This is a genomic window from Sinorhizobium sp. 8-89, from assembly GCF_030124325.1.
In the GTDB taxonomy this organism is placed as follows: Bacteria; Pseudomonadota; Alphaproteobacteria; order Rhizobiales; family Rhizobiaceae; genus Sinorhizobium.
On record NZ_JASKLR010000001.1, the window covers coordinates 252,649 to 267,778 of the forward strand.

General features: G+C 61.7%; 11 protein-coding genes and 1 pseudogene. 8 read left to right on the top strand and 4 right to left on the bottom strand.

All coding sequences use genetic code 11. The features are described 5' to 3' along the window. Positions 1–2,021: pseudogene (locus QN219_RS01240) on the top strand (EAL domain-containing protein); the annotation flags it as partial. A 44-nt stretch (positions 2,022–2,065) separates the two neighbouring features. Here QN219_RS01240 and QN219_RS01245 read toward each other — a convergent pair. From QN219_RS01245 to groES, 3 genes are all read right to left on the bottom strand, one after another. Next, on the bottom strand, positions 2,066–2,494 hold the full coding sequence (locus QN219_RS01245) for a hypothetical protein (protein ID WP_283997355.1): 429 nt from the start codon (positions 2,492–2,494) through the stop codon (positions 2,066–2,068). Positions 2,495–3,134: 640 nt separating this feature from the next. Then, positions 3,135–4,772, bottom strand: a complete 1,638-nt coding sequence (gene groL, locus QN219_RS01250; RefSeq protein ID WP_283997357.1) for a chaperonin GroEL — start codon at positions 4,770–4,772, stop codon at positions 3,135–3,137. Positions 4,773–4,835: 63 nt separating this feature from the next. Further along, the gene (gene groES / locus QN219_RS01255; protein WP_012706990.1) at positions 4,836–5,132 is read right to left on the bottom strand and encodes a co-chaperone GroES; all 297 of its coding nucleotides are present in this window, start codon (positions 5,130–5,132) and stop codon (positions 4,836–4,838) included. Between the two features lie 269 nt (positions 5,133–5,401). On the opposite strand from groES, the gene QN219_RS01260 reads away from it, so the two are divergent. The 6 genes from QN219_RS01260 to QN219_RS01285 all read left to right on the top strand — a co-directional run bounded on the left by QN219_RS01260 (position 5,402) and on the right by QN219_RS01285 (position 12,710). Continuing rightward, entirely contained in the window at positions 5,402–6,229 is an 828-nt protein-coding gene (locus tag QN219_RS01260; protein WP_283997358.1) for a sulfurtransferase/chromate resistance protein, read from the top strand. 207 nt (positions 6,230–6,436) lie between these two features. Continuing rightward, positions 6,437–7,285: a TIGR01459 family HAD-type hydrolase gene (locus tag QN219_RS01265; RefSeq protein WP_269277673.1), complete on the top strand. Its 849-nt coding sequence runs from the start codon at positions 6,437–6,439 to the stop codon at positions 7,283–7,285. Between the two features lie 13 nt (positions 7,286–7,298). After that, a complete protein-coding gene (locus QN219_RS01270) occupies positions 7,299–8,282 on the top strand; it encodes a bifunctional riboflavin kinase/FAD synthetase (protein ID WP_283997360.1) in 984 nt (327 codons plus the stop codon). 279 nt (positions 8,283–8,561) lie between these two features. Further along, positions 8,562–11,471 (top strand): isoleucine--tRNA ligase, encoded by a 2,910-nt coding sequence (gene ileS, locus QN219_RS01275; protein ID WP_283997362.1) that lies wholly within the window; start codon positions 8,562–8,564, stop codon positions 11,469–11,471. 135 nt (positions 11,472–11,606) lie between these two features. Next, positions 11,607–12,227 (top strand): hypothetical protein, encoded by a 621-nt coding sequence (locus QN219_RS01280; RefSeq protein ID WP_283997364.1) that lies wholly within the window; start codon positions 11,607–11,609, stop codon positions 12,225–12,227. Positions 12,228–12,230: 3 nt separating this feature from the next. Continuing rightward, positions 12,231–12,710 (top strand): GNAT family N-acetyltransferase, encoded by a 480-nt coding sequence (locus QN219_RS01285; RefSeq protein WP_283997366.1) that lies wholly within the window; start codon positions 12,231–12,233, stop codon positions 12,708–12,710. 112 nt (positions 12,711–12,822) lie between these two features. On the opposite strand, the gene QN219_RS01290 is transcribed toward QN219_RS01285, so the two are convergent. Beyond that, positions 12,823–13,272, bottom strand: a complete 450-nt coding sequence (locus QN219_RS01290) for a nucleoside deaminase (protein ID WP_283997368.1) — start codon at positions 13,270–13,272, stop codon at positions 12,823–12,825. 73 nt (positions 13,273–13,345) lie between these two features. Here QN219_RS01290 and QN219_RS01295 point away from each other — a divergent pair, with 73 nt between their 5' ends. After that, positions 13,346–15,130 carry a pseudouridine synthase gene (locus QN219_RS01295; protein WP_283997369.1) on the top strand — a complete coding sequence of 595 codons (1,785 nt, stop codon included), beginning with the start codon at positions 13,346–13,348 and terminating at the stop codon, positions 15,128–15,130.

Consider the following 15,130-nt stretch of genomic DNA (forward strand, 5'->3'; position numbering starts at 1 on the left):
GTCAAGGACTATGCGATCTGCATGCTCGACGCCGAGGGCCATGTGGCCAGCTGGAATGCGGGCGCCGAGGCGAACAAGGGTTACACTGCCGAGGAGATCATCGGCAGGAACTTCGCCTGCTTCTACGCACCCGAAGAAAGAGAGGCGAAGCTGCCGCAACAGGCACTGCACCTCGCCCTTTTCAACGGGAAATATGAGGCGGAAGGCTGGCGCTTCCGCAAGGATGGCACGCGCTTCTGGGCGCATGTGGTTATCGAACCGATCATCGATGAAGGCGGACGGCACGCCGGCTTCATCAAGATCGCCAAGGACATCACCAAGGAAAAGGCGAACGCCGACCGCATCGCCGAGGTCAGCAAGAATCTCGACATTGCGCTGGAGAACATGACGCAGGGCATATGCCTGTTCGACAGTGCCGACCGCCTGCTGGTTTCGAACGGGCGTTGCCTCGAAATCTTCAGCCTCCCCGAATCGCTCGCCGGAAGGGGGCTGACATTCCGGGAAATTCTCGATCGGGCATTTGCCCGGGCCTATCCCGATCCTGCGGTGGCAAAGGCCAAGGCGGAGGAAGCCTATCAGAAACATCGCGTCGACATCGTCGGCAAGGGCGGAGCCGATCTTGTCGAGAAACTGCCGAACGGGCGTTCGATCCTGACGAAGCACCGCATGCTGCCGGATGGCGGGTGGGTCTCCACCTACGAAGACATCACTGAGCGACTGGACTCTGAGGAACAGATTTCGTTCCTCGCCCGACACGACAGCCTGACGGGGCTACCCAACCGGTTGCAGTTCAACAGCTACCTCGAGGAGGAACTCGACGCCGCTGCCTGGTTCTCGCGCAGGGTGGCCGTCATCGGCATTGACCTGAACAAGTTCAAGGAGGTCAACGATCTGCATGGCCACGCGGCGGGCGACTTCGTGCTGGTCACGCTCGCGCAACGGATGAAGGCGCTGCTTCAGGATGGCGAGTTCGTTGCGCGTTTCGGGGGCGACGAATTCGCGGCGGTAAAGCGTTTCGAGGAGCTTGCCGAGCTCAATGATTTCCTGCGGCGTATCGAAAACTGCCTGCATGAGGAAATGCGCTTCGGCGATTTCGAGCTGAAATCCGGCGGCAGCATGGGCGTCGCGATCTATCCGCAGGACGCGGAAACCGCCGACACATTGATCAACAATGCCGATCTCGCCATGTATCGCGCCAAGGCGGCGTTGAACCAGGCTGTCTGCTTCTACGAGGTTTCGATGGACGAGGCGGCCCGCAAGCGCCGGGCGCTCGCCAACGACCTCTGGGACGCCGTCGAAAAGAAGCAACTGGCGCTTCACTATCAGGTGCAGAAATCGGTGATGACGGGAGATGTCACCGGCTATGAGGTGCTGTTGCGCTGGCACCATCCCGAGCGCGGCATGGTGCCGCCGAACGAATTCATCCCGTTGGCCGAGGAGTGCGGCGCGATCCTGCCGATCGGCGAATGGGTCCTGCGCGAGGCCTGCCGCGAGGCCGTCGGCTGGGACAGCCAACACAAGATTGCCGTCAATCTTTCGCCGGTGCAGCTGGCCAATGGCGACATCGTCAGCCTCGTCCAGCAGGTGCTCGCGGAAACCGGGCTCAGCCCGAAGCGGCTCGAACTGGAGATCACAGAGTCCACATCATCGACGACAAGGAACGCGCGCTGCTGACGCTGCGCCAGATCAAGGAGCTTGGGGTCACCATCGCCATCGATGACTTTGGCACCGGCTATTCGTCGCTCGAGACGTTGCGGTCGTTCCCCTTCGACAAGATCAAGCTCGACAAGAGTTTCATGTGGGAGGTCGAGGGCAGTCCTCAGGCGAAAGCGATTGTCCGCGCCATTCTCGCCCTTGGACAAAGTCTCTCCGTTCCGGTCCTCGCCGAGGGCGTCGAAACGCAGAGCCAGCTAGAGATCCTTCAAGCGGAGGGTTGCGACGAGGCGCAGGGCTATCTGCTCGGGCGACCCGCGCCAATCAGCGCCGTCGTAGGTACTCGGGTGCAAGCCGCTGTCGCTTGATGCGACCAGGTCATTTCACTGTTTCGATGAAACAAGGAGATGATCTATTGCCTCAGCACGACCTGCGCGCCTTCCACCACAAAACGCGGGAAGAAGAAGACCCCTGCCATCGAGCCTGAATAGCGCTCTTCGAGACCGGACGACTCACCGATGCAGAAGAGCGGCTGCTTTTGCCCTGTTTCTAGGACGACCGTCGTGGAAAAGCAGAAGGTCGAGCAGGACGTTGCCGCCTGCTCGAAAAGTTCGAGCACGTGATTACGATCGGGCGGATCGTAACAGCGGACGAAGTTGCGCAATCCGCATTCGTTGTCGCGCAGACCGTGAATGGCCGCAGCCTTGTCCCCGAGGATGAAGAGACCCGTGGTGAGATCGCCCGACCAGCCTTCGGAAACGCAGAATTGCGCAAGCATTTCCTGGTGCGGGAGCCCGTGAACGCCTGAGGAGAGGGAATTTGTTCTTGCGATTTTAAACACGGCTTGCCCCAGAATGTGTCTCAGCGAACCATCCGTGTCCAAGCCCGGACAGACGCATCCCGAAAGACCGCCATGCCTGCCCCCGGGGGCGAACGCGCTCCTGGCCATGCTGATTCCTTCGTCGATAGTTTCGGCGCAGAACTGACAGCCCGCCAAGCGAAGTCATTTCGCAAGAAGGTCGGCTATGTTGCGATCAAATATCCAATAGGCTTGGTGATGGTGTTTTCTGCGAGAAACGGGTGCACAAAAGCCGGCATCAAAAAAACGCGCACATGCGCGCTCAGTTGTGTCAGCCCTCCGGTCTCGCGTGAATCTGGCGTTCACTTGGGCGCTCTTAATAGTTCGTTTTTTGCCTGTTTCAACGGTTTGCTCTGGTTCGGGCGGGGTCTTTTTACTGCGCGCCCTGTTCGAGATCAGCGGCGTGGTCTGACAAAAGACAAAAGGGCGGCTCGAAAGCCGCCCTCTCAGTTCCGGTACCGGAATGGATCACGCGATGCTCTTTGAAACATCACCGTGACAAGGCTCGCGCCCTTATCACATCATGTCGATGCCGCCCCTTTTAGCGCGCTTGACGCGCTGAACCGCTTTTAACTGCGTGGGCGAAGCTTGTGGACCTGCTGTGCTAAGGCTCGCGCCCTTATCACATCATGTCCATGCCGCCCATGCCGCCCATGCCGCCAGGCATTGCCGGAGCGTCCTTCTTCGGCAGCTCGGCGATCATGGCTTCGGTGGTGACGAGGAGGCCAGCAACCGAGGCTGCGTCCTGCAGGGCGGTGCGAACGACCTTGACCGGGTCGATGATGCCCATGGCGATCATGTCGCCATATTCACCGGTCTGTGCGTTGTAGCCGAAGTCGTCGGTGTTCTTCTCGAGGATCTTGCCGACAACGATGGAGGCTTCATCACCAGCATTTTCAGCGATCTGGCGGGCCGGAGCCTGCAGAGCGCGGCGAACGATGTTGATGCCGGCTTCCTGGTCGTCGTTTTCACCCTTGACGGTGATCTTGACGGAAGAGCGCAGCAGGGCAACGCCGCCGCCCGGTACGATACCTTCCTGAACGGCAGCGCGCGTCGCGTTGAGAGCGTCGTCGATGCGGTCCTTCTTTTCCTTCACTTCGACTTCCGTCGAACCGCCGACGCGGATGACGGCAACACCACCGGCGAGCTTTGCAAGGCGTTCCTGCAGCTTCTCGCGATCATAGTCGGAGGTGGTTTCTTCGATCTGGGCCTTGATCTGGGCAACGCGGCCTTCGATGTCCGACTTCTGGCCGGCACCGTCGACGATCGTCGTGTTTTCCTTGGAGATCGAGACCTTCTTCGCACGGCCGAGCATGTCGAGCGTGACGTTTTCGAGCTTGATGCCGAGGTCTTCGGAGATCACCGTGCCGCCCGTGAGGATGGCGATGTCTTCGAGCATGGCCTTGCGGCGGTCGCCGAAGCCCGGAGCCTTGACAGCGGCGATCTTCAGGCCGCCACGCAGCTTGTTGACGACGAGCGTTGCGAGCGCTTCGCCTTCGACGTCTTCAGCGATGATGAGGAGCGGCTTGCCGTTCTGGACGACGGCTTCGAGAACCGGGAGCATGGCCTGGAGGTTCGAGAGCTTCTTCTCGTGCAGGAGAACGAAGACATCGTCGAGGTCGGCGATCATCTTTTCCGGGTTGGTGACGAAGTAGGGCGACAGGTAGCCGCGGTCGAACTGCATGCCTTCGACGACTTCGAGTTCGGTCTCGGCGGTCTTGGCTTCTTCAACCGTGATGACACCTTCGTTGCCGACCTTTTGCATCGCTTCTGCGATGTCAAGGCCGATCTGCTTTTCACCGTTGGCCGAAATCGTGCCGACCTGGGCAACTTCTTCCGAGGTGTTGATCTTCTTGGCCTTGGCCTGGAGATCCTTGACGACTTCCGTGACGGCGAGATCGATGCCGCGCTTCAGGTCCATCGGGTTCATGCCGGCAGCAACGGCCTTGGCGCCTTCGCGAACGATCGCCTGGGCGAGAACCGTTGCGGTCGTGGTGCCGTCGCCGGCGATGTCGTTGGTCTTCGAAGCAACTTCGCGGACCATCTGGGCGCCCATGTTCTCGAACTTGTCTTCGAGTTCGATTTCCTTGGCGACCGAAACGCCATCCTTGGTGATGCGCGGCGCGCCGAAGGACTTGTCGATGATGACATTGCGGCCCTTCGGGCCGAGCGTTACCTTGACGGCATCAGCGAGGATGTCGACGCCGCGAAGCATCTTTTCGCGCGCAGTACGGCCAAATTTGATCTCTTTAGCAGCCATGTGAGAAAACTCCCGGGCTCATTGCCCATTGGTTGTCATGAATGTGGGAAGTGGGTCGGCCGGTCAGCCGATGATGCCCATGATGTCGGCTTCCTTCATGATCAGAAGGTCTTCGCCGTTGATCTTGACTTCGGTGCCGGACCACTTGCCGAACAGGACGCGGTCGCCAGCCTTGACATCGAGCGGAACAACCTTGCCGCTTTCGTCACGGGCGCCCGAACCGACAGCCACGATTTCGCCTTCTTGCGGCTTTTCCTTTGCGGTGTCCGGAATGATGATGCCGCCCTTGGTCTTTTCCTCAGACTCGACGCGGCGGACGACGACGCGGTCGTGCAGCGGACGGAAGTTGGTGCTTGCCATTGTCTAATCCCTCGATCAAATGACATTGCGGATCGTTCATCGACCCGGTGGATGGGTGTTAGCACTCATATCTCACGAGTGCTAGCGTCGCCGAGATAGGACCGTGCGCCAAATGAGTCAAGGATCGAACGTGAGATTTTTTGCTGCCCATGATCGTTGACACGCCGCGGGGTTTTTTGGTTTAACCATCACATGGGGTAAGCGAATGCCCCACGAGGCGCCATGCCGGAATTTCGCGTCCAATAGCAACCATCTAAAGGACGTAAACGATGGCATCGTTCAGCTCCATTTCTTCCGACAAATTGGTCAGGCTTCTCGGGACCGCGAAAGCACCGGTCCTCATCGACGTGCGCGATGACGACGACTTCGCCGCCGATCCCTATCTCGTACCCGGCTCCTTCCATCGCGCTCATGCGGGTGCCCAGCAATGGACGGAGCGCTACCGTGGGCAAAACGTCGTCGCGCTCTGTCGGCACGGTGGCAAGCTCAGCGAGGGTGTCGCAGCCTGGCTCCGGCACGCGGGCGCAACCGCGGAGATTTTGGAAGGCGGTATCGAGGCATGGCGCGAGGCAGGGCTGCCGCTCGTGCCGGTCGCGAGCCTGCCGAACGCCGATCCGTCGGGTGGCTCCGTGTGGGTCACCCGGTCCCGGCCGAAGATCGATCGCATTGCCTGCCCATGGCTAATTCGCCGTTTCGTCGATCCGCGTGCGACCTTCCTCTACGTCACGGCGTCGGAGGTCTCGGCCGTCGGCGAGCGTTTTGGCGCGACACCTTTCGATATAGAAGGCGTCTTCTGGAGCCATCGCGGCGAGGACTGCACATTCGATACGATGGTCAAGGAATTCGGTCTTTCCTTCCCAGCCCTTGAACATGTCGCGCGGATCGTGCGTGGAGCGGACACCGACAGGCACGATCTCGAACCGGAAGCGGCCGGCCTTCTGGCCGTCTCGCTGGGGCTTTCCCGGATCTACTCCGACGACCTGGAGCAGCTTGAAGCGGGAATGACGCTTTATGATGCGCTTTACCGTTGGGCACGTGATGCCACCCAGGAAAAGCATGATTGGGTCTCGCACGGTGGCAAGGCGAAGCGGACGTGAACAAGGCGAAGCGGACGTGAAAGAGAAAATACCGGCGGGCCCCATGCCCGCCCTTTCTTTGCCGAGGCGGCGAAGGTCTTTCTGAGTTGCCGGCAACATTGTGCAGCTGAATTCTTGGGAAGCGCCGCGTTTTTCTGAATGCGAGACTTGTATTCTTTGCCCTTCCTTGCGATGTGAGCCGAGAAGCCGAGTTTGCGGGAAGCCGATATGGCCGTAAGGATCAACAGTTTTCGGGAAATCACCAGCCGATACGATGTGGTGCTCTGCGATGTCTGGGGCGTTCTTCACAATGGCGTCCAGGCCTTCGCCTCGGCTTGCGAAGCACTTGCAGAGGCGCGGGCACGAGGCCTGACCGTCGTCCTGATTACCAATTCGCCACGGCCGCATCCGGGCGTCAAGGTGCAGATTCGTGGCCTTGGGGTTCCCGACGAGGCCTATGACCGTATCGTTACCTCCGGCGACGTCACCCGCGCGTTAATCTCGGCCGCGGCGAAACGGATCTTCTTCATCGGAGCCGATCGCGATCTTCCGCTACTCGAAGGTCTCGGCACAGAGATCGTTGCGGCGGAGGATGCCGAGACAATCGTCTGCGCCGGCTTTTATGACGATGAAACCGAAACGCCGGAACATTATCGTGCCACATTGACGGGGCTCGCCACACGGAAGGTCCCGTTCATCTGCGCGAATCCCGACCTCGTCGTCGAGCGCGGGCATCGGCTGATCCCCTGCGCCGGTGCCATTGCCAAGCTCTACGAGGAGCTCGGTGGCGAGGCCCGCATTGCCGGCAAGCCCTATATCGCGATCTACCGCGCCGCCTTGGCGGAAGCTAAGGCCGCGCGCGGCGCATTCGACCTGTCCCGCGTCATCGCGATCGGCGATGGAATGCCGACCGACGTGAAGGGCGCGCAGGATGCGGGTTTCGACCTGCTTTACATCAGCGCAGGCATTCATGCGCAGGAATACATGCATGAGAGCCGCACCGACGAGGCGAAACTCGCCGCCTTCCTGAAAAGGGAAGGGGCTGCGCCGAAGTGGTGGATGCCGCGGCTCGGCTGACGGGAAGACGGACATGACGGTTTTTCATCGCAACGAAACCCGTGATCCGCTTCCGGAGCGCCTGCGCGGCGGCGTCATCGCGATCGGCAATTTCGATGGCGTTCATCGCGGCCATCAGTCGGTGTTGAACCGGGCGCTGAATGAGGCGGCGAAACGCGGCGTTCCCGCGCTCGTCCTGACTTTCGAGCCGCATCCACGCACGGTCTTCAGGCCGGACACGCCGGTCTTCCGCCTGACGCCGGCGCCGCTCAAGGCCCGCATCCTCGAAGGCATGGGCTTTGGCGCCGTCATCGAATATCCTTTCGACCGGACGTTTTCCGAGCTTTCTGCGTCCGATTTCATCCATCGGATCCTGCGGGAATGGCTGCATGCGTCCCATGTCGTCACCGGCTTTGACTTCCATTTCGGCAAGGGGCGCGAAGGCGGCCCGGCCTTCCTGATGGCCGCCGGCGAACGGGAGGGTTTTGGGGTCACGCTCGTCGATGCCTTCCGTGACGAAAACGCTTCCGTCATCTCGTCGAGCTTCATTCGTTCCTTGCTCGCGGAAGGGGAGGTCTCGCATGCGGCGGGGCTCCTCGGTTACCGTTATCTCGTCGAAGCGGAAGTGATCGGCGGCAAGCGGCTCGGGCGCACGCTCGGCTATCCGACCGCCAATATGAGACTGCAGCCGGAAGCGGAGCTTAAGAATGGAATCTACGCCGTGCGATTCCGCCGGGCGGACAGCTCTCCCTATGACGGCGTCGCAAGCTTCGGCCGCCGCCCGACCGTCGACAGCGACGGGGAACCTCTGCTGGAGACCTTCGTTTTCGATTTCTCCGATGACATCTATGGCGAAGTCTGCAGCGTTTCCTTCTTCGGTTATCTCCGCGACGAACTCAAGTTCGATGGACTGGAGCCGCTGATGGAACAGATCAGGCGCGATGCGGAGGAAGCGCGAGGCCTTCTTGCCGGCGTTTCGCCCCTAAGCGAGATCGACCAAAGACTCAATTTCTCCTGAGTGCCCCGGGAGAGCTGCCTTTCCGCTGTCAAAGAATTCGGTCGCGCGACGTTGGCGGACCTTTTCAAAAGGCCGAAAACGCCTTAAAGAACCCGCCACTATGATCCGGCACCATCGAGCGATCATCGATCTGCGAATTATTGGCCCGGCTTTCCGCGCGCACTAGGCAGCGCCGGAAGGTCCGGGATTTCGGCGTTTTCAACGCCCCCATCATCTTCGAAAGACCGAACCCTTCCGCATGCGTGACGGATCCGCGCGGAAAAGACGATTGCGAAAACCATGACCGAGACCGCTGAAAAGATCGACTATTCTTCCACTCTCTATCTGCCGCAGACGGAGTTTCCGATGCGCGCCGGTCTGCCGCAGAAGGAGCCGGAAACGGTTGCCCGTTGGCAGAAGATGGGCCTCTACAAGAAACTCCGGGCATCGGCTGCCGGGCGCGAGAAGTTCGTGCTGCACGACGGCCCGCCCTACGCCAACGGCAACATCCATATCGGCCACGCGTTGAACAAGATCCTCAAGGACGTGATCAACCGCTCGTTCCAGATGCGTGGTTTCGACGCCAATTACGTCCCCGGTTGGGATTGCCACGGCCTTCCGATCGAATGGAAGATCGAGGAAAAGTACCGCGAGAAGGGCAAGAACAAGGACGAGGTGCCGGTCAACGAGTTCCGCAAGGAGTGCCGCGACTTCGCCGGTGGCTGGATCGAGGTTCAGACCGAGGAGTTCAAGCGTCTCGGCATCGAAGGTGATTTCGAGCGCCCCTACACGACGATGAACTTCCATGCGGAAGCCCGCATCGCCGGCGAATTGATGAAAATGGCCAAGGCCGGCCAGCTCTATCGCGGTTCGAAGCCGGTCATGTGGTCGGTCGTCGAGCGCACGGCGCTTGCCGAGGCCGAGGTCGAATATGCCGATGTCGAAAGCGACATGATCTGGGTGAAGTTTCCCGTCATCGAAGGTCCGGATGCGCTCGCCGGCGCCTTCGTCGTCATCTGGACCACCACGCCCTGGACGATCCCCGGCAACCGGGCGATCGCCTATTCGTCCCGTTATTCCTATGGTCTCTATGAAGTCGCGACGGCCGAAAACGACTACGGCCCGCAGCCGGGCGAAAGGCTGATCTTCGCCAAGCGTCTTGCTGACGAATCGGCCGCCAAGGCGAAGGTGACGTTTAATTTCGTCCGCGATATCGAGGCGGACGAGCTCGGGGCAGTCACTTGCGCCCACCCGCTGCACGGTCTCGGCGGCGGCTATGCCTTCCATGTGCCGCTGCTCGATGGCGATCACGTGACCGACGATGCCGGCACCGGCTTCGTTCATACAGCGCCCGGCCACGGCCGCGAAGACTTTGATGCCTGGATGGACAGCGCCCGGGCCCTCGAGGCGCGCGGCATCTCCTCTGCGATCCCGTTCACGGTCGACGATGCCGGCTATTTCACCGCCGATGCACCGGGCTTCGGGCCGGACGCGGAAGGCGGCGCAGGTCGCGTTATCGACGACAAGGGCAAGAAGGGCGACGCCAATGATCGCGTGATCAAGGCGCTGATTGCCCGCCACGCGCTCTTTGCTCGTGGTCGCTTGAAGCACTCCTATCCGCATTCCTGGCGCTCGAAGAAGCCGGTCATCTTCCGCAACACGCCGCAGTGGTTTGTCTACATGGACGAGGACTTCGGTGATGGCACGACCTTGCGCTCGCGCGCCTTGAAGGCGATCGACGGCACCCGTTTCGTGCCCGGTGCCGGCCAGAACCGCTTGCGTGCGATGATCGAGCAGCGGCCCGACTGGGTGCTTTCGCGCCAGCGCGCCTGGGGCGTGCCGATCGCGATCTTTGCCGACGAACAGGGCGAAATCCTCATTGATGACGCGGTCAACGCGCGCATCCTCGAAGCCTTCGAAAAGGAGGGCGCCGACGCCTGGTTTGCCGAAGGTGCCAAGGAGCGGTTCCTGGGCAACGATCATGACCATGCCAAGTGGCATCAGGTTATGGACATTCTCGACGTCTGGTTCGATTCCGGTTCGACCCACACCTTCACGCTGGAGGATCGGCCCGACCTGAAATGGCCGGCCGACGTCTACCTCGAGGGTTCCGACCAGCACCGCGGCTGGTTCCACTCGTCGTTGCTCGAAAGCTGCGCGACGCGGGGCCGCGCGCCCTACAACGCCGTCGTCACCCATGGCTTCACCATGGATGAGAAGGGCGAGAAGATGTCAAAGTCGAAGGGCAACACCGTCACGCCGCAGGAGGTGATGAAGGATGCCGGTGCCGACATCCTGCGCCTCTGGGTGATGACGACGGACTACTGGGAAGACCAGCGTCTCGGCAAGACCATCATCCAGACCAACATCGACGCCTACCGCAAGCTCAGGAACACTATCCGCTGGATGCTCGGCACGCTCGCGCATGATAAGGGCGAGGTGGTCGCGCTGTCTGACATGCCGGAACTCGAACAGTTGATGCTGCACCGCTTGGCCGAACTCGACCGGTTGGTGCGCGAAGGCTACGACACCTTCGACTTCAAGCGGATCGCCCGTGCGCTCATCGATTTCTCGAATGTCGAGCTGTCGGCTTTCTATTTCGATATCCGCAAGGACGCGCTCTACTGCGACGCACCGTCCTCCATCCGTCGTCGCGCCGCGCTGCATGTCATCCGCACGCTCTTCGATTGCCTGGTGACCTGGCTTGCGCCGATGCTGCCCTTCACCGCCGAGGAAGCTTGGCTTTCGCGCAATCCGGAAGCCGTGTCGGTGCATCTCGAGCAGTTCCCGGCCGTGCCGGCGGAGTGGCGCAACGATGCGCTCGCCGAGAAGTGGCGCAAGATCCGCGAGGTCCGCAAGGTCGTGACCGGTGCACTGGAAATCGAACGCAAGGACAAGCGCATCGGCTCGTCGCTGGAGGCGGCGCCTGTCGTCCATGTGGCGGACGCCAATTTGCGCCAGGCGCTCGAGGGTCAGGACTTTGCCGAGATCTGCATCACGTCGGCGATCGAGATCGTCGGCTCCGAAGGGCCGACCGATGCCTTCGCCTTGCCCGAGGTTGCCAGGGTCTGTGTTGTGCCGAGACTGGCCGAGGGCCAGAAATGCGCCCGCTCCTGGCGAATCACTAGGGATGTCGGGTCCGACCCGCTCTATCCGGACGTTTCCGCCCGCGATGCAGCTGCCCTGAGGGAACTCGGTTTCAAGCCTTAACGTATCGTTCTACCGGATGAATTGCGCTTGCCGCGTTCATCCGGTACAACCCTGCCCGAAATTTGGCGGATTTTTCGGCCAAGGGGGCGCTGAGTGGCCGTGGCATGTGATGTGCGGCTGGCTGGAAGGAAATTCATGGAAATGACGCGAGAGTTGCGAGTTGTTGCCAGCATTGCCGCCATCGTGGCGGGCGGCCTGGTGCTGTCGGGCTGCATCGGCGGTCCAACCTACGGTACGGACAAGACCGCCGGCGAACATCTGCTCGACGATCTCGGCAGCGCCGTGAGCCTCGCCCCGCCGAAGCGCGATCCGGTCAAATATCAACCCCGCCCGGCTCTCGTGCTGCCGCCGCAAGGACAGCAGACTGCTTTGATCGAGCCGCAGAAGTCGCTGGCAAGCCGCGAAACCAATCCGGAGTGGGTCGAGTCGCCAGAGGAGGTCCGCCAGCGCCTGCGTGACGAGGCTGAGGCCAACAAGAACGATCCCAACTATGTCTCGCCGCTGGCAAAGGCGAGCGCCAATGGCCGGCGTCTTTCGGCAAAGGAGCAGCAGGAGGCCTATCGGGAGGCCCGCAAGCTTGAGATGGGGGCGTATTCGGACAAGCGCCGTTTCTTGAGCGATCCACCGATCGAATATCGCCGTCTTCCGGAAGGCGCCGAAGCGGATCTCGGCGAGCCGGAAAAAGTGAAGGAGCGCCGCCGCAAGAAGGAGGCGCAGATCGCCAACAGCGGCAGCAAATGGTGGTGGCCGTTCTAAGCCATGGCAACGAGCATTCGCAACGCGGTCCCGGAAGATGCGGAAACGATTCTGCGCTTCATCACGGAACTCGCGATCTATGAAAAGGCGGAGCATGAGGTCGAGGCGACCGTCGAACGCTTGCAAGCTTCGCTTTTCGGTCCGGACGCCATTACCCGTGCGGTCATCTGCGAAGTCGACGGAATACCTGCCGGTTTCGCCATTTGGTTCTACAACTACTCCACATGGCAGGCGCGCAAGGGTCTCTATCTCGAAGACCTCTATGTCACGCCTGAATACCGCGGGTCTGGTGCTGGAAAGCTGCTTCTGAAGCATCTGGCGCGTACCGCCATCGCCGAAGGCTGCGGTCGCTTCGAATGGAGCGTTCTCGATTGGAACGAGCCGGCTATCCGGGTCTATGAGGCGATCGGCGCGGAGCCCATGTCGGAATGGAAGCGTTACCGGCTTGCGGGGGCGGCGCTGAAGGCATTTGCCGAGAATTGATCGCTGCGGCGATTAAAGCAGTTCCAGGAAAGTGTCTAATGGTTTTCCGTCCGGAATTGTGTAGTTTCAAAGGGTTAGTTCATTGCATTGCTTCACGGAACAATGAAATGATCTAACGCTTGCCAGCAAAGAAATCGCGAAGGATATCGGCGGCTTCCCGCTCGGCGAGGCCGGAATAGACATCCGGGACATGATGGCAGGTGGGCGACGCATAGAATCTCACGCCGCTGTCGACCCCGCCACCCTTCGGGTCCTCCGCACCGTAGTAAAGGCGGCGTATTCGGGCGAAGGAGATCGCCGCCGCGCACATGGTGCAGGGTTCCAGCGTGACGTAGAGATCTGCTCCCGTCAGCCGTTCGGTGCCGACGCTGGCGGCAGCCTGACGGATCGCTTCGATCTCGGCATGAGCGGTGATGTCGTTGAGTTCGCGGGTTCGGTTTCCGGCAGCGGCGACGATCCGGCCGTCGAGCACGACGACGGCGCCGATCGGCACTTCTCCGCGTGCCGCCGCTTTCCTGGCCTCTTCGAGGGCCGAATCCATGAAGCGCGTCGTATCCGTCATCGCTCGATCAATAATTTCTCTTAACCCACGGCGCTTGACCTGATAGGACAGCCGCAAAAGGCAGGCAACACAAATGACATCCAAAGACAAGTTCACGCGGCCCGGCGGCAAGACCAACGGCCGGGAAAAGAAACCTCGTTCCGGTGACAAGAAGGCTGGCGCCAGCGGGGCCGCCAAGGCTCGGCCGGCTGCAAGCGCGCCGCCCGGTGCGGATGAGCCGCAGCGCATCTCGAAAATCCTCTCGCGCGCCGGCGTTGCCTCCCGCCGCGACGTCGAGCGGATGATCATGGAAGGACGCGTCAAGCTCAACGGCGTCGTGCTCGACACGCCTGTCGTAAACGCCACGCTTGCCGACAGCATAGAGGTAGACGGTCATCCGATCCGCGGCATCGAACGCACGAGGCTCTGGCTTTATCATAAGCCGGCCGGACTGGTGACGACCAATGCCGATCCGGAAGGCCGGCCGACGGTTTTCGAGAGACTGCCGGAAGGATTGCCGCGCGTGCTCTCGATCGGCCGCCTCGATATCAATACCGAGGGCCTGCTGCTGCTGACGAACGACGGTGGTCTGGCTCGCGTGCTCGAACTGCCCTCGACCGGCTGGCTGCGTCGATACCGCGTCCGCGCCCATGGCGAGATCGACCAGGAAGCGCTCGACCGGTTGAAGGAGGGCATCGCCGTCGATGGCGTCCTCTATGGGGCGATCGAGGCTACGCTCGACAGGGTCCAGGGATCGAATGTCTGGATCACCATGGGCCTGCGCGAAGGCAAGAACCGAGAGATCAAGAACGTGCTCGGCGCGCTTGGCCTTGATGTGAATCGACTGATCCGCATTTCCTATGGCCCCTTCCAGTTGGGCGACCTGCCGGAAGGCCATGTTCAGGAAATTCGCGGCCGCACGCTTAGGGATCAGCTCGGTCCGCGCCTCATTGAGGACGCGAAAGCGAATTTCGACGCGCCTCTCTACAATGACCAGCCCGCGGCCGAGAAGGATCATCACGATGAGGTCGCCGGGGATGCCGATAAGACGGAACGCGCCGGACGGCGAGAAAAGCCGGAGGACAAGCGCGAGCGTGCGCTTGCCCGCCTTGATACGCGGCGCGATGAAGGCCGCTCCCGCGATCGAGGCGAGCGTTCCGCCGGCAGGTCCGCAGACCGTCCCGCCCGGGCCCCGGCGAAACGCAGCCGCACCGCCAATGTCTGGATGGCGCCGGGCGCGCGACCGATAGCCGAAAAGAAGCCGAAATCGGCGGAAGAAGAAGCTTCCGCGAAGCCGGCTCGTCGCGAGCGTCCGGAAGGCGCGCCGAAGACAAAACGCTATGGCCGCTCCAAGGACGGCTTGGCGACGAAGACATCGGGAAAGTTCGACCCCGACCGCAAAGGCGGCGCAGCGAAGGGAGCTGCCCGCCCGGAGCGCGGTCCGCGGCCGTCCGTCAGGCGCGGGGGTGAAGATGGGGACTGGATCAGCGCCAGCGAACCGGTCGGCCGCAAGGACGACGCGCGCGAAGGCGGCTTCGAGCGGCGCCGACCCTTCGATGCTGCGGAACGGAAATCACGGGACCACGGCGATCGCCCGCCCCGTCGGGAAAGCAGCGAGCGTCCGGCGCGCGCCGAAGGCGACAGTCGTGCAGTTTCCGGAAAGCCACGGACAAAGCGCAGCGAGGGAGATCGGCCCCAAGGCCGTGAAGGTGGAGACCGCTCCTTTGGCGATCGGCCTCGTGGGAAGCCGGCCGGCGGAAAGCCCTTCGGTCAGCGCTCCAGTGGTCCCCGCGGCGGCAAGCCCGGTGGCGGTAAGCCGGGTGGCGGAAAACCAGGCGGCCGCCCTGGCGGCGGCAAGCCCCGCGGCAAGGGAAAGTGA

What these genes read in the sequence shown, in the direction of transcription:
- QN219_RS01270 (WP_283997360.1), top strand. Translation starts at nt 7,299, where the DNA reads ATGACGGTTTTTCATCGCAACGAAACCCGTGATCCGCTTCCGGAGCGC.
- QN219_RS01280 (WP_283997364.1), top strand. Translation starts at nt 11,607, where the DNA reads ATGGAAATGACGCGAGAGTTGCGAGTTGTTGCCAGCATTGCCGCCATC.
- QN219_RS01260 (WP_283997358.1), top strand. Translation starts at nt 5,402, where the DNA reads ATGGCATCGTTCAGCTCCATTTCTTCCGACAAATTGGTCAGGCTTCTC.
- QN219_RS01290 (WP_283997368.1), bottom strand. Translation starts at nt 13,272, where the DNA reads ATGACGGATACGACGCGCTTCATGGATTCGGCCCTCGAAGAGGCCAGG.
- QN219_RS01295 (WP_283997369.1), top strand. Translation starts at nt 13,346, where the DNA reads ATGACATCCAAAGACAAGTTCACGCGGCCCGGCGGCAAGACCAACGGC.
- groL (WP_283997357.1), bottom strand. Translation starts at nt 4,772, where the DNA reads ATGGCTGCTAAAGAGATCAAATTTGGCCGTACTGCGCGCGAAAAGATG.
- groES (WP_012706990.1), bottom strand. Translation starts at nt 5,132, where the DNA reads ATGGCAAGCACCAACTTCCGTCCGCTGCACGACCGCGTCGTCGTCCGC.
- QN219_RS01265 (WP_269277673.1), top strand. Translation starts at nt 6,437, where the DNA reads ATGGCCGTAAGGATCAACAGTTTTCGGGAAATCACCAGCCGATACGAT.
- QN219_RS01285 (WP_283997366.1), top strand. Translation starts at nt 12,231, where the DNA reads ATGGCAACGAGCATTCGCAACGCGGTCCCGGAAGATGCGGAAACGATT.
- ileS (WP_283997362.1), top strand. Translation starts at nt 8,562, where the DNA reads ATGACCGAGACCGCTGAAAAGATCGACTATTCTTCCACTCTCTATCTG.